Here is a 12459-nt window from a genome sequence, read left to right on the forward strand (position 1 = left end):
CTACAGCTTTATCTCCTCATCACTGTCATCAAAAAAATGAAACTCGGTAAGGTGGTAATTAGTATTTTGCTTAAGCTTAATTTTTTGTTTGAATTTGCGTTTCCATTTACTCAGCTTGGAGTTAAAGAAAATGCCTTTGGTAAGGTAAGCGTATAGTATAGGATGTACTTCTACAGTTAATCCTTTATGCTTTTGCATAATGAGGTAGTTCAAGTTCTTTTCTATCTCATCTTCCAATATTAATGTAGAAGAAATTTTGCCGGTGCCTTCGCAGCTGGGGCAAATTTCTGTAGTGTTAATAGTCATTTCCGGCTTCATACGCTGGCGGGTAATTTGCATTAACCCAAATTTACTTATAGCCAGCACTGCATGTTTTGCCCTGTCGCTACGCATAAAACCTTCCATCGCATCAGCAAGCTTTTTCTTGTTCTCCATCAACTTCATATCAATAAAGTCAACTACAATAATGCCGCCTAAATCTCTAAGGCGTAATTGTCTTGCTATTTCTTCAGCAGCTTCTAAATTTGTTTCCAAAGCATTTTGCTCCTGGTTATTGCTTACACTTTTGTAACCACTGTTTACATCAATTACATGCAACGCTTCAGTATGCTCTACAATTAAATATGCACCACTGGGCAGGTTAACCGTTTTTCCAAAAGCAGCTTTTACCTGTTTGGTAATACCAAAACTGTCAAAAATAGGGGAGCCGTTATTGTAGTAAGAAACAATATCTGCTTTATCAGGTGCAATGCGCTGAATGTAGGTTTTAGTATCTGCAAAAATTGTTTTATCGTTTACAACTATCTTATTAAAATCTTCACTCAATAAATCTCTTAATATACTGGTGGTTTTACCCAGCTCATTTAAAATTCTTGCCGGAGGTGCGGCGCTTTTTAAATTGGTTTGTATCGATTTCCAGGTGGCAATCAAACTTAAAAGGTCTTCATGTAATTCAGCCGTGTGTTTTCCTTCGGCAGCAGTACGCACAATTACACCTAAATTTTTGGGCTTAATAGCTTCTATAATTTTTTGTAATCTTTTTCTTTCGTCCGACGAGTGTATTTTACGGGAAACAGCAACAATATCATTAAAAGGAGTAACTACCACAAAACGGCCGGGCAAAGATAATTCGCAACTAAGGCGTGGGCCTTTGGCTGCAATTGGTTCTTTTAAAATTTGCACTAAAATGTTGGGGCGGCCACTTAGTATTTCTGTAATCTTTCCTGTCTTTACAATTTCAGGTTCTACTTTAAATTTAGCAAAATCAAAACCTGTTTCGCTTTTATCGTTAATAGCTTCGGTTGTAAATTTTAAAATGGAACGAACGTAAGGACTAAGATCGGTGTAATGAAGAAAGGCGTCTTTTTCAAAACCTACATCAACAAATGCGGCATTTAAACCAGGGATTAATTTTTTTACTTTACCAAGATAGAGGTCACCCACGCCAAAGCTGGCATCAGTTTTTTCACTGTGCAGCTCTACCAGTCTTTTATCTTCCAGCAGTGCAATCTCTACCCCCTGCGGCGCAGCATTAATAATAAGTTCCTTGGTCAAGCGTAAATTTTTGATAAGACCGTTACATCATGGAAAGGGAATATACCTGCATACAATAAAGGCACTATCAATTAAGCGACAAAAACTGTACTGCATACAGATAAATTGTGTCCCGATGGGGAATCGGGACACCGTAAGAAAAATTAATTATTTTTTCTTATGACGGTTCTTTCTTAAACGTTTTTTACGCTTGTGTGTTGCAATTTTATGACGCTTTCTCTTTTTACCACAAGGCATAACTAGTCTTTTTTGTGTTTAAAATAATATGTTTAATTCGTTGTGTTCTTTTATTGCAAATGCTTTATCCGCACTTCTATCTCTTTACTGTATTCAGGATTGTTGGCAACCCTTTTCATTTCCATGTACCATTTAATGGCTTCGGTTTTATCTCCTTTATTTGCATAAGCATCGGCTAAAAATGCTATGGCTTCTAAATTATTGGGTTCGGCTTTTACTACTTTAGTTAAACGGTCAATTGCTTTGTCGTATTGCCCTGATACATATCCACCCACACCTAAAACCAATTGAGCCTTCATATTTAAAGAATCTTTTCTAACAACAGCCAGCAATTGCTGAATGCCTTTCATAGTTTCTTCGGGCTTTCCTGTGCGGCCTTTGCCATAAATGTAGCAACTGCCTAATCCAATTTTTAAATCGTCGCTTTCGGGATTTAAAGTAATAGCCTGTTCAAATAACTCTATCGCCTGTTCTGTTTTCCAATCTAATTTAGCGGCATCCTGTTCTGCTCTCAGGTTATCCAAAATTAATTGGGCAGCAAAGGTGAGGTTTTTTTCTGACTTATCCAACTTAGCAGCGGCCGATAAATAATATATATAAGGTTCAAAAGCACGGGCACTGTCTTTCCAAAAATTAGCAAGCTGATTATTGGCTGCAATTTGCTGGTTAAGTACATCACCACGGGTTACACTATTCTCTAATTTGCCAAGTGTAAGTACCTGCGAAGCAGTGAGTTTTTGTTTTGCTTCGGTTATATATTGGGTAATATTAAATGCAGGAGCCGCTGTTTTTGCTTCGGCAGATGTATTGGCAACTGTAGTTTTTTTTGAAATTGTTCTTCCAAAAAAGAAAAGGCCTGCAACTAAAATTAATCCTGTTGCACCAAGTAATAATTGTTTATTCATAAAATTCCCCCGTTATTTTCGGGACAAAGGTACATTAGTCTTCGCCTTCATCGTGGTTTTCGGCTGGCTCTTTAATGTTTTTAGAAGATTTTATTTCCTGCATAAATTCTTTGGCAGGTTTAAAGGCGGGTATAAAATGCTCCGGTATTTCCACCGCAATATTTTTTTTAATGTTGCGGCCAATTTTGGCAGCACGTTTTTTTATAATAAAACTGCCGAAACCTCTTATATAAATATTTTCGCCAGAAGATAAAGATTTCTTTACTTCTTTAAACATTGTTTCAAGGGTTACTAAAACATCTACTTTCGGGATGCCTGTTTTGTCGGAAATTTGGTTGATAAGGTCTGCTTTTCTCATAATAGGTTTATGTTTCTGTAAGAAAAATACAAAAAAAGGTTGAAAATTCCAAATAAGATGGTGATTATCAACTACTTTGTCTTGCACAAATATATTCACCTTTTCCAAAAAAGGTATTAACCTGTTGATTATTAACTGCATCTGCTTTATTTGATATCTATAAATATTTTGTGATAACAACTTTATAAAATTGACATTTGCGGATATGATTTCTCAAAAATTTTTTTTTACGACTGCCCTTTTGAAGTGGAACAATACATCCAATAACCGGCCAATGCCCTGGAAGGGAGAAAAAGATCCTTATAAAATATGGTTAAGCGAAATTATTTTGCAACAGACAAGGGTAGAGCAGGGCTGGGATTATTATAATCGTTTTGTAGCTGCTTTTCCTGATATTAATAAATTAGCTAAAGCACCCGAAACAAAAGTTTTTAAACTTTGGGAAGGGCTGGGATATTATACACGGTGCAAAAATTTAATAGCTACTGCAAAATTTATTGCTAAAGAAAAGAAAGGTAAATTTCCTGATAATTATGATAATATTTTAAAACTGCAAGGTGTTGGTCCTTATACAGCTGCAGCCATTGCATCTTTTGCATATAATTTGCCCTATGCAGTGGTTGACGGAAATGTGTTCAGGGTTTTATCACGTTTTTTTAATGATGATACTGCAATTGACAGTACAGAAGGAAAAAAAATATTTACTGCACTTGCACAGGAATTATTAGATAAAAAACAACCCGGTATTTATAACCAGGCGCTAATGGATTTTGGTGCTGTAATATGTAAACCAAAGTTGCCTTTATGTAAGCAATGTGCGCTGCAAAGCAGTTGTGGCGCATATTTAAAAGGATTAGTAAATGTTTTACCGGTAAAAGAAAAAAAGGTACCACAAAAAACAAGATGGCTTTTTTATTTTATTATAGAACATAATAGCAAAGTATATGTGCGTAAACGTGGTACAAAAGATATATGGGAAAACCTGTACGAATTTGTTTTGGTAGAAGCTACAGCAGCAACAGATGCTGTACGATTGGAAAAACTACCTGCTTTTAAAAAGCTGTTTAAAAAAGGCACTTATAACATTGAAACCATATCAAAACTCTATAGCCAAAAGTTAACACATCAAACTATACATGGCCAGTTTATTAAAATAAAATTAAAAAATAAAGTTGAAATAGAAGGGTATCAATCCGTTTCGCAAAAGGAGTTAGCCAGCTTACCTTTCCCCAAATTCATAACAACCTATTTGAAAGATAAAAATGTATCTTTAAATTTGTTATAGCACTAAACCTGATACTTAGACAGTATTAAATCAATTTTAAAAATCCTTTTCTCTTTAAGGGATAAGGGGCAAAATAAAATTTTATGAGAGGCGTAAACAGGGTAATGTTAATTGGCAACCTGGGTAAAGACCCGGACATACAATTTTTGGAAGGCAATATTGGGGTTGCTAAATTTTCTTTAGCAACCACCGAAACTTTTAAAGACAGAAGTGGTAAATTAATTTCGCAAACAGAATGGCATACAGTGGTGTTGTGGCGTGGCCTAGCCGATCTGGCTCAAAAATATTTACACAAAGGCAGCCTTGTTTATATCGAAGGCCGTTTAAAAACCCGTAGCTGGGAAGATAAAGATGGCAATAAAAAATTTGCAACTGAAGTGGTTGGGGATAATTTAATTATGCTGGAGAAAAGAAGCGACGGCACTCACCCGGCGGCAGGCATTGAAGGTATGGAAGGAATTAGCGGTGCCGATATTCCGCCAATTGATGATGGTACAGAACGTTTACCATTTTAAAAAAAATAAACTTTTTGTTTAGATTTTAATAAGTAAAGTTGATGAATATAACTTTACAATTGTTGACTTAAATATTTTATTTTGGATTATCATTCGGTTACCGGTTTTATTAATTATTTTCCATTAACATTATTGGCAATTACTCTTGCGGCTAATGCCGTGCTTATCTTTCTGGCTATCTTACTTTTTATTATTTCATTTTTAGTAGCCGGTTCCGAAGTTGCTTTTTTCTCACTAACGTTTAAAGATATTAACCTACTTAAAACCAAGCAGCAGCCTGCATACCGGCGTATAGTTAATTTGCTGGAACATCCAAAAACGCTGCTAGCTTCCATGCTGATTGCCAATAGTTTTGTAAACATTGGCATTATTTTAATCTCCAACCTTTTAATTGATGACTGGATTACGGGCATGCAGTTTAACTTTTTAACCGTTTTTTTAATTAAGGTTGTAGCGGTTACTATTTTGCTGGTTTTATTTGCCGAAGTATTACCAAAAATTTGGGCCACACACCATAAAGTATGGTTTGCTGCAACCGCTTCTTTAATTGTTGAAATATTCACCAGTATTTTTTACCGCTTTAGCAAACGTATGGTTAGATGGAGCGATGGTATTGAAAAGAAATTTTCTTCGGATAACACCGCTGCAATGGACAGCAGCCATTTGGATTATGCCATCGATCTGCTGCCCGACCACGAAGCAACAGTAGAAGAAAAACAAATTTTAAAAGGGATAAGAAAATTTGGCGATACTACTGTTAAGCAAATTATGCGTACACGGCTGGATGTAAGTGGCATAGATATTAACAGCAGCTTTGTAAATACAATAAAAAAAGTAGAAGAGTTGCATTACAGCCGCCTGCCGGTGTATAAAAATAATTTAGATGAGGTGGTAGGCATGGTGCATACAAAAGATTTACTGCCGCACTTAAACGAAGCCGATAATTTCGACTGGCATACACTGATGCGGCAACCTTATTTTGTACACGAACAAAAATTGATTGAAGATTTATTGCAGGAATTCCGTAACCGCAGAAACCATTTTGCTGTGGTGGTAGATGAGTTTGGCGGCACATCGGGCATTGTAACGCTGGAAGATATTATGGAAGAAATAATAGGAGATATAAAAGATGAATTTGATGATGAGGAAAGTGTAAATAAAAAAATAGATGACTTTACCTATATTTTTGAGGGCAAAACAATGATAAACGATGTGTGCAAGGCTATGAATTTGCCGGTAGATACTTTTGATAATGTACGGGACGACAGTGATTCACTTGCAGGGTTGGTTTTAGAAATTGCCGGCGAATTTCCACAGGTAAATGAAGAAGTAGTAAGCGGAGATTTTACCTTTTTACCTTTAGAGATAAATAAAAACAGAATTGATAAAGTAAAAGTTATCATTAAACAAACCGAAGAATAATTAAACAGTAAATATTAAATGTTCTATTTTAAATATTCTTTAAGAGCTCTACGTACAATATTCAATGAAAAACATTTGCAGTTTTTCAAGTCTGTTCACCAGCTTCAAACTCTTTATTACCTTTTGCCTATTGCCCATTGCGTATTGCTTTTTTCCTGTAATTCAACTTATACATCAAAGAAAAAAGGGTATTACAATATTGATTTTCCTGAAAGAAAATATACCAATTTTCAGCAGGAAGGTTTTCCTTACACTTTTGAATATCCTGTATATGCAAAAGTTATTAAAGACAGTACTTACTTCGACAGTAACCCCGAAAATCCTTACTGGATAAATATTGATTTTCCACAGTTTGGGGGAAGGGTTTTTTTAAGTTATAAAATTATTGGCGGCAAAGCCATTTATAAATTAAAACAGCAAAATGGAACTTATAAAGATTCGGCTGGCATTAATAAATTCGACAACATGGTAAATGATGCTTATAATCTTACCAATAAAAACCAGGCCATTACCACTTCCATTACAGACAGCGTGATGCATACGCCCAATGGCATTACCGGTATATTTTTTAAAGTGGGCGGCAATGCAGCAACGGCAAAGCAATTTTTTTTAAGCGACACAACAAAAAATTTTATAAGGGGTGCTTTGTATTTTGATGTAACACCCAATGCGGATTCCTTAAGGCCGGTGCAGGATTTTTTGCAAAAAGATATTGAACATATAATAAACAGTTTCCGCTGGACGAATAAAGCTGCAGGCGCAGAAAAATTGCCTGCAGCAACAGTTAATGCTGTTCAGCCAGAAATTAAAAGCACAAAATAATAAACTACTTATTTTCTTTTTTCACTTCTGCCACAGGCTTTACATCTTCAATCACTTTAGGTACAATTCTCCCCCTGGAAAAATTGGAGAACTTAAATTCACGAACGTATATTTTATTTTTTTTACTTTTTTTGGAAGTTTTTGTTTTGGCTTTTGCAACGGATGCTTTATCGGAAACAGCTTCATTTTTTATTGCCGTTTCGGTAAGCGGTACTGTGGTAATTGTTTCTTCTTTACTTTCTTGTAAAGGGGTTTCTTCTTTGTACATTTTTTCTAACGTACCATTGCTTTTAGTATTGTAATAATCAACAACACCATACACACTTGCTGCCGAAAAAAGGCCGATACCTGCATAAATAATTGCTTTCATGTTTTTTGTTTTAAATGATGGAAATTTGGTTTAAGAATTTTTATTAATTAATGCTAAATGTTTTTAAATAAGATTTACTTTTTCTAAAAATAAAATATTCTGCCACCAGCATATTACCCAGCACACTTATCCAAAGCGATATTTCGTAATTATACAGATGATCTACGCCATAGTAATCAAACAAAATATGATAAATTCTAAACGTAACTGCTGTCATTGCCATGCTGTAGCTGCGGATCATCCAGTTTTTATGTGCCAGCACATTTTTTACTTTTATGGTTTGTAAACCTTTAGCGGTGCTGAAAAACCAATAAACTGCCATAAACATAAACAGCATCCTTTCCCAAAAACTTCCTTTTGCAAAAAAACTCATGTACAATCCGGTAGGCGCACCAATTATTAAAACCACCAGCACATAAATTTTCCCCATCCAGATATGTATCACTTTTCTTTTCTTTAAAATATAAGTGGAGAATTGTGTGAGGGCAGCAATGATGCAAAACATACCTGCAAAAATGTGCGTATAAAAACTGAATTTATAAACTGGTTTTAAAAACAGCATGGCCCGTTCTTCTATAAAAATAAAGTTCTGGCTGAATGAAAAATAAGGGAGTGTATTTTTTACCAGCAGCAAACTAAAAAAAACAACCGGTATCCAGAATAATGCAGCAAAAAAATAACGGATGCTGCTTTGCAAGGTTAGCTGGCGGCTGTTATGCATAAAGGTTGGTTTGAATTGTTATGGATAGCCGAACCAAAATTTCTCCATAAATATTATTGTTACAAATTTGTTAAGGCCTTTAAATAACCCTGACGGCGGTGAAAGCCCGTCAGCGGTTATGAAGAATTTGAGTAAAAGGAGCACTAATGTTTAAACAGAACTTATAGTCAGATTGCAAATAATTTTAAAAATTTTGCTGCATGTTTGTTGTAAATTTGCCGCCATGATTGCAATAGATAATATTTTAGTGAGCGACCAGGTGGTGAACGAGCAATTTGTTTGCGACCTAAGTAAATGTAAAGGCGCCTGCTGCGTAGATGGTGAAGCAGGTGCACCGCTTGAAAAAGCTGAACTTGAAAAAATTAATGAAGTATTTGATAAAGTGCTGCCGTATTTAAATGCAGAAAGTAAAAAAGAAATTGAAAAGCAGGGCCGCTATGTTTATGATAAAGAGTATGGCTGGGTAACACCCACAATTGAAAGTAAAGTTTGTGTGTACGGCATTAAAGATAAACAGGGGGTTGTAAAATGTGGTATTGAGCAGGCTTACCTTGATGGAAAAGTGGAATGGAAAAAACCTATCAGTTGTCATTTGTTTCCGGTAATTACTAAGGAGAGTAAACGCAGCAATAATATTTATGTTAATTACGAACCACGGGAAGATAATTGCAAAGCTGCCTGCAGCCTGGGTAAAAAATTAAAAGTGCCAGTGTATGTTTTTTTAAAAGAATCGCTGGTGCGTAAATTCGGACAAGAATTTTATGATGCTCTGGATGCAACTGCAAAACATATAAATGCCCCAACCCCTAAAGGGGCTTAAAATACATTTTATTTATGTCGAGATTTTATTTAAAAAAACAAATTAGTATTGCGAATTGCCTGTTGCCTGTTGCCTGTTGTCTGTTGCTTATCGCTTCCTGCAGTGTAAACAAAGCAAAAATTGATAACAGCCTGAAAAAATATTTTGATGAAAACAAAGTGGATGGCTGTTTTACATTACTGAATAATGCAGATGGGAAAGTTACTGTGTATAATATGCAGCTGGATACGCAGCGTTTTTCTCCTGCATCTACTTTTAAAATTGTAAACTCTTTAATTGGTTTGCAAAGTGGCGTAATTACCAACGACACCATGATGATTAAATGGGATGGAATTAAAAGATGGAATGAAGACTGGAATAAAGATATGGGAATGACCGAGGCTTTTAAAGTAAGCAGCGTGCCTTATTACCAGGAAGTGGCGAGAAGAATTGGAAAAGATACTATGAAAAGATGGATAGACAGTATTGGTTATGGCAATAAAAATATCAGCGGACCAATTGATTCTTTCTGGCTGAATAATACATTAAAAATTTCGCCAGATGAGCAGTTGGGTTTGATGAAAAGATTATACTTTGATCAATTACCTTTTAGAAAAAGTGTACATGAAATGGTAAAAGGTGTAATGCTGCAGGAAGATAATGCGGCATACAAATTGAGTTATAAAACCGGCTGGGGTTTTGATGAGCAAAAAAATAATATTGGCTGGCAAACCGGTTGGGTTGAAGAGAATAACCACGTGTATTTTTTTGTAACATTTGTAAAAGCTGGCAAAGAAGAAATTGATATGAAAGCTGTACGAAAAAATATTACAATGGGTATTTTAAAACAATTAGGTTTTTTTGAGGGGAAGAAATAATGATTTAATTCAAAATAAAAATGGCAAAGCTACTTTTTGTGATTTTTATTTTTCTTCTTGCCATTATTGCTTTTTTCGCTATTCGTTCATTATTCAAAAAACGGGGTAGTAATGCCCGAAAAGGATTTGATATTCCTGAGATAGAGATTTACCAGGGTTAGATGATTTTTCCGTTCATTAACAGATTTAACAATTTGCACCAATAGTTATTTATTAATTTGCCAACATAATATGTTTAGTTTTCAATACATAGAATTTTTATTAGCATTAGCAGGCGTGCCAATTTTGGTATTACTGTTTCTATTGGCATTAAACTGGAAAAAGAAAACTATAAAAAAAATTGGTGATGAAAGGCTGGTGAAAGAAATGATTAAAAATTATTCGGCCCAACGCTTTGCAATAAAATTTATTTTGATAGTTACGGCTTTTGCATCGGCTGCTTTTGCACTGGCTAATTTACGTTCGCCGCAGGGTGCAGCAAAAGTTACCCGTAATGGTATTGATGTAATGATAGCATTAGATGTAAGCAAAAGTATGCTGGCGCAGGATGTTAAACCATCGAGGTTGGAAAGAGCAAAGCAGGCAATTGGCAAACTGATTGATAAATTAGGTAACGACAGAATTGGCATTGTTGTTTTTGCAGGTAAAGCCTATTTACAAATGCCGCTAACCGGCGATTATGGCGCAGCAAAAATGTATTTATCTTCTGCCACGCCGGATATTGTACCCACACAGGGAACCGTAATTGGTGATGCATTAAAAATGTGTTACGCATCTTTCAACACTAAAGAAAAAAAATATAAATCTGTTATTTTAATAAGCGATGGCGAAGACCACGACGAAGCTGCAACCAAGATTGCAGAAGAAATGGCTGCTGAAGGTGTAGTAATAAATACTGTTGGTATTGGTTCACCTGACGGTTCATCAATTTTTGATCCTGCTACCAACCAAACTAAAAAAGACAATGAAGGAAATGTAGTAATTACAAAATTAAACGAGGCCGAACTAATGAGCATCGCTGAAAAAGGAAACGGTATTTATCAACTCTACAATAATACAGATGCTGTGGTGGCAAAATTGGATGCTCAATTAAATACAATGGATCAGCGGACGGTTACAGAAGATTCGTTGGTGAATTACGAAAGTTTTTTCCAGTATTTTTTAGTGCTGTCTTTATTGTTGCTTGTAATTGAAATGTTGATCTCGGAAAGAGTAAATACTAAAAACAAAAAGCAGGTGCCGGTTAAATTAGCAACTTCATTGCTTATGGCCATCTGCTTATTGCCGGTTGGCGCTTTTGCACAAAACGAAAAAGAAATTATAAAAAAAGGGAATGAGGCTTATAGTAAAAACGAGTTTGATAAAGCTGCAACGGAATATCAAAAAGTAACCACAAAAACACCAGAGAATGCAACGGCACAATATAATTTAGGGAATGCATTATACAAAAATAAAAAAACTGATGAGGCAGTAAACGCTTACGATAATGCTTCCGGAAACTTAACAGTAAAAGATGATAAAGGAAAAGCATTTTATAATAAAGGCGTTGTGTTGCAGAACAACAAAAAAATACCTGAATGTATTGCTGCCTATAAAAAAGCTTTAAAATTAAATCCGCAGGATGAAGATGCCAGGCAAAATTTACAAAAGGCTTTGCAGCAAATAAAAGAACAGCAAAAACCTAAGGAAGATCCCAAACAAAAAGAGCAGCAAAAGAAAAAAGAAGAACAAAAGCAGCAACCCAAGCCTTCTAAAATAACAAAAAAAGATGCAGAAGAAAAACTGAAAGCTTTATTACAGCAGGAAAAAAATCTGCAGGATAAATTGAGAAAGGTAAATGTTTCTTCGCCCAATAAACCGGACAAAGATTGGTAATAGCTTACCGCAATAAAGTTAACCCGGGCTATAAATAATTTTTTATATGTTAATTTCTCTTCGGGTAATTAATGTTTTCTCAAATATTTTACTGGTAACAATTTTATTTAGCTGCAACAGTTCGCCTGCCATAAATTTTAAGAAATCGTCATCACAAAAAAATAATTTTAAAGTAGCACTGTTGCCTTATGGCAATTTTGATAAAGCTTTATTAAGCTATGTTAAAAATGAAACAGCAATTTTTTATAATTGCGAAGTAGTTTCACTAAAATCAGCAGATCTTCCTTCGTTTGCATTTTATCCACTTCGCAACCGGTACAGGGCAGATAGTTTATTAAAATACGAAAAAAATATTCTTCCTCAGCATGTTGATGCAATTGCAGGACTAACCAATAAAGATATTTCTACTTCTAACGGAAAAATAACCGACTGGGGCATTTTTGGTTTAGGTATGTGTCCCGGCAAAGTTTGTGTTATTTCTGTTTACCGTTTGCAACGGGCATCTAAAACAACGGCGCTTTTAAAAGAGCGTTTAATAAAAGTTGTATTGCATGAGTTGGGGCATAACCTTGGCCTGCCGCATTGCACCAGTAATCCAGCATGCTTAATGACAGATGCAGGCGGCAGTATTAAGCAGGTTGACGGAGAAAATAAATGGTTGTGCGAAAGTTGTAAATCTAAACTCAGCAACTAAACTTTAGCTGTTACAAATTGTTAC

General features: G+C 35.3%; 13 protein-coding genes. 8 read left to right on the top strand and 5 right to left on the bottom strand.

Annotated features, from left to right (window positions below):
- From ACY651_RS01495 to ACY651_RS01505, 3 genes are all read right to left on the bottom strand, one after another.
- Positions 1-1554 (bottom strand): Rne/Rng family ribonuclease, encoded by a 1554-nt coding sequence (locus tag ACY651_RS01495; RefSeq protein ID WP_462248986.1) that lies wholly within the window; start codon positions 1552-1554, stop codon positions 1-3.
- 287 nt (positions 1555-1841) lie between these two features.
- Positions 1842-2696: a tetratricopeptide repeat protein gene (locus ACY651_RS01500; RefSeq protein WP_462248988.1), complete on the bottom strand. Its 855-nt coding sequence runs from the start codon at positions 2694-2696 to the stop codon at positions 1842-1844.
- Positions 2697-2730: 34 nt separating this feature from the next.
- The gene (locus ACY651_RS01505; protein ID WP_462248990.1) at positions 2731-3054 is read right to left on the bottom strand and encodes an HU family DNA-binding protein; all 324 of its coding nucleotides are present in this window, start codon (positions 3052-3054) and stop codon (positions 2731-2733) included.
- 205 nt (positions 3055-3259) lie between these two features.
- Here ACY651_RS01505 and mutY point away from each other — a divergent pair, with 205 nt between their 5' ends.
- The 4 genes from mutY to gldD all read left to right on the top strand — a co-directional run bounded on the left by mutY (position 3260) and on the right by gldD (position 7098).
- A complete protein-coding gene (gene mutY / locus ACY651_RS01510; protein WP_462248992.1) occupies positions 3260-4339 on the top strand; it encodes an A/G-specific adenine glycosylase in 1080 nt (359 codons plus the stop codon).
- A gap of 83 nt (positions 4340-4422) precedes the next feature.
- The gene (locus ACY651_RS01515) at positions 4423-4854 is read left to right on the top strand and encodes a single-stranded DNA-binding protein (protein WP_462248994.1); all 432 of its coding nucleotides are present in this window, start codon (positions 4423-4425) and stop codon (positions 4852-4854) included.
- Positions 4855-4935: 81 nt separating this feature from the next.
- Positions 4936-6276 carry a gliding motility-associated protein GldE gene (gene gldE, locus ACY651_RS01520; RefSeq protein WP_462248996.1) on the top strand — a complete coding sequence of 447 codons (1341 nt, stop codon included), beginning with the start codon at positions 4936-4938 and terminating at the stop codon, positions 6274-6276.
- 123 nt (positions 6277-6399) lie between these two features.
- Positions 6400-7098, top strand: a complete 699-nt coding sequence (gene gldD, locus ACY651_RS01525) for a gliding motility lipoprotein GldD (protein WP_462248998.1) — start codon at positions 6400-6402, stop codon at positions 7096-7098.
- A 4-nt stretch (positions 7099-7102) separates the two neighbouring features.
- Here the strand turns inward: gldD and ACY651_RS01530 are convergent, their stop codons facing one another.
- A complete protein-coding gene (locus tag ACY651_RS01530; RefSeq protein WP_462249000.1) occupies positions 7103-7468 on the bottom strand; it encodes a hypothetical protein in 366 nt (121 codons plus the stop codon).
- A gap of 43 nt (positions 7469-7511) precedes the next feature.
- Positions 7512-8189, bottom strand: coding sequence for a DUF2306 domain-containing protein (locus ACY651_RS01535; protein WP_462249002.1), 678 nt, complete (start codon positions 8187-8189; stop codon positions 7512-7514).
- Positions 8190-8412: 223 nt separating this feature from the next.
- Here ACY651_RS01535 and ACY651_RS01540 point away from each other — a divergent pair, with 223 nt between their 5' ends.
- The 4 genes from ACY651_RS01540 (at position 8413) to ACY651_RS01555 (ending at position 12435) form a co-directional block, all read left to right on the top strand.
- On the top strand, positions 8413-9009 hold the full coding sequence (locus ACY651_RS01540; protein ID WP_462249004.1) for a DUF3109 family protein: 597 nt from the start codon (positions 8413-8415) through the stop codon (positions 9007-9009).
- Between the two features lie 14 nt (positions 9010-9023).
- Positions 9024-9866, top strand: coding sequence for a class D beta-lactamase (blaOXA, locus tag ACY651_RS01545; RefSeq protein ID WP_462249006.1), 843 nt, complete (start codon positions 9024-9026; stop codon positions 9864-9866).
- 231 nt (positions 9867-10097) lie between these two features.
- On the top strand, positions 10098-11741 hold the full coding sequence (locus ACY651_RS01550; protein WP_462249008.1) for a VWA domain-containing protein: 1644 nt from the start codon (positions 10098-10100) through the stop codon (positions 11739-11741).
- A 46-nt stretch (positions 11742-11787) separates the two neighbouring features.
- Positions 11788-12435: a hypothetical protein gene (locus ACY651_RS01555; RefSeq protein ID WP_462249010.1), complete on the top strand. Its 648-nt coding sequence runs from the start codon at positions 11788-11790 to the stop codon at positions 12433-12435.
- Positions 12436-12459: the final 24 nt, after the last annotated feature.

Source organism: Ferruginibacter sp. (genome assembly GCF_031391665.1).
Lineage (GTDB): Bacteria > Bacteroidota > Bacteroidia > Chitinophagales > Chitinophagaceae > Ferruginibacter.

Excerpts from the sequence above, each read along its gene's own strand:
- ACY651_RS01500 (WP_462248988.1), bottom strand. The coding sequence starts at position 2,696 with ATGAATAAACAATTATTACTTGGTGCAACAGGATTAATTTTAGTTGCA.
- ACY651_RS01505 (WP_462248990.1), bottom strand. The coding sequence starts at position 3,054 with ATGAGAAAAGCAGACCTTATCAACCAAATTTCCGACAAAACAGGCATC.
- mutY (WP_462248992.1), top strand. The coding sequence starts at position 3,260 with ATGATTTCTCAAAAATTTTTTTTTACGACTGCCCTTTTGAAGTGGAAC.
- ACY651_RS01515 (WP_462248994.1), top strand. The coding sequence starts at position 4,423 with ATGAGAGGCGTAAACAGGGTAATGTTAATTGGCAACCTGGGTAAAGAC.
- ACY651_RS01530 (WP_462249000.1), bottom strand. The coding sequence starts at position 7,468 with ATGAAAGCAATTATTTATGCAGGTATCGGCCTTTTTTCGGCAGCAAGT.
- ACY651_RS01535 (WP_462249002.1), bottom strand. The coding sequence starts at position 8,189 with ATGCATAACAGCCGCCAGCTAACCTTGCAAAGCAGCATCCGTTATTTT.
- ACY651_RS01540 (WP_462249004.1), top strand. The coding sequence starts at position 8,413 with ATGATTGCAATAGATAATATTTTAGTGAGCGACCAGGTGGTGAACGAG.
- blaOXA (WP_462249006.1), top strand. The coding sequence starts at position 9,024 with ATGTCGAGATTTTATTTAAAAAAACAAATTAGTATTGCGAATTGCCTG.
- ACY651_RS01550 (WP_462249008.1), top strand. The coding sequence starts at position 10,098 with ATGTTTAGTTTTCAATACATAGAATTTTTATTAGCATTAGCAGGCGTG.
- ACY651_RS01555 (WP_462249010.1), top strand. The coding sequence starts at position 11,788 with ATGTTAATTTCTCTTCGGGTAATTAATGTTTTCTCAAATATTTTACTG.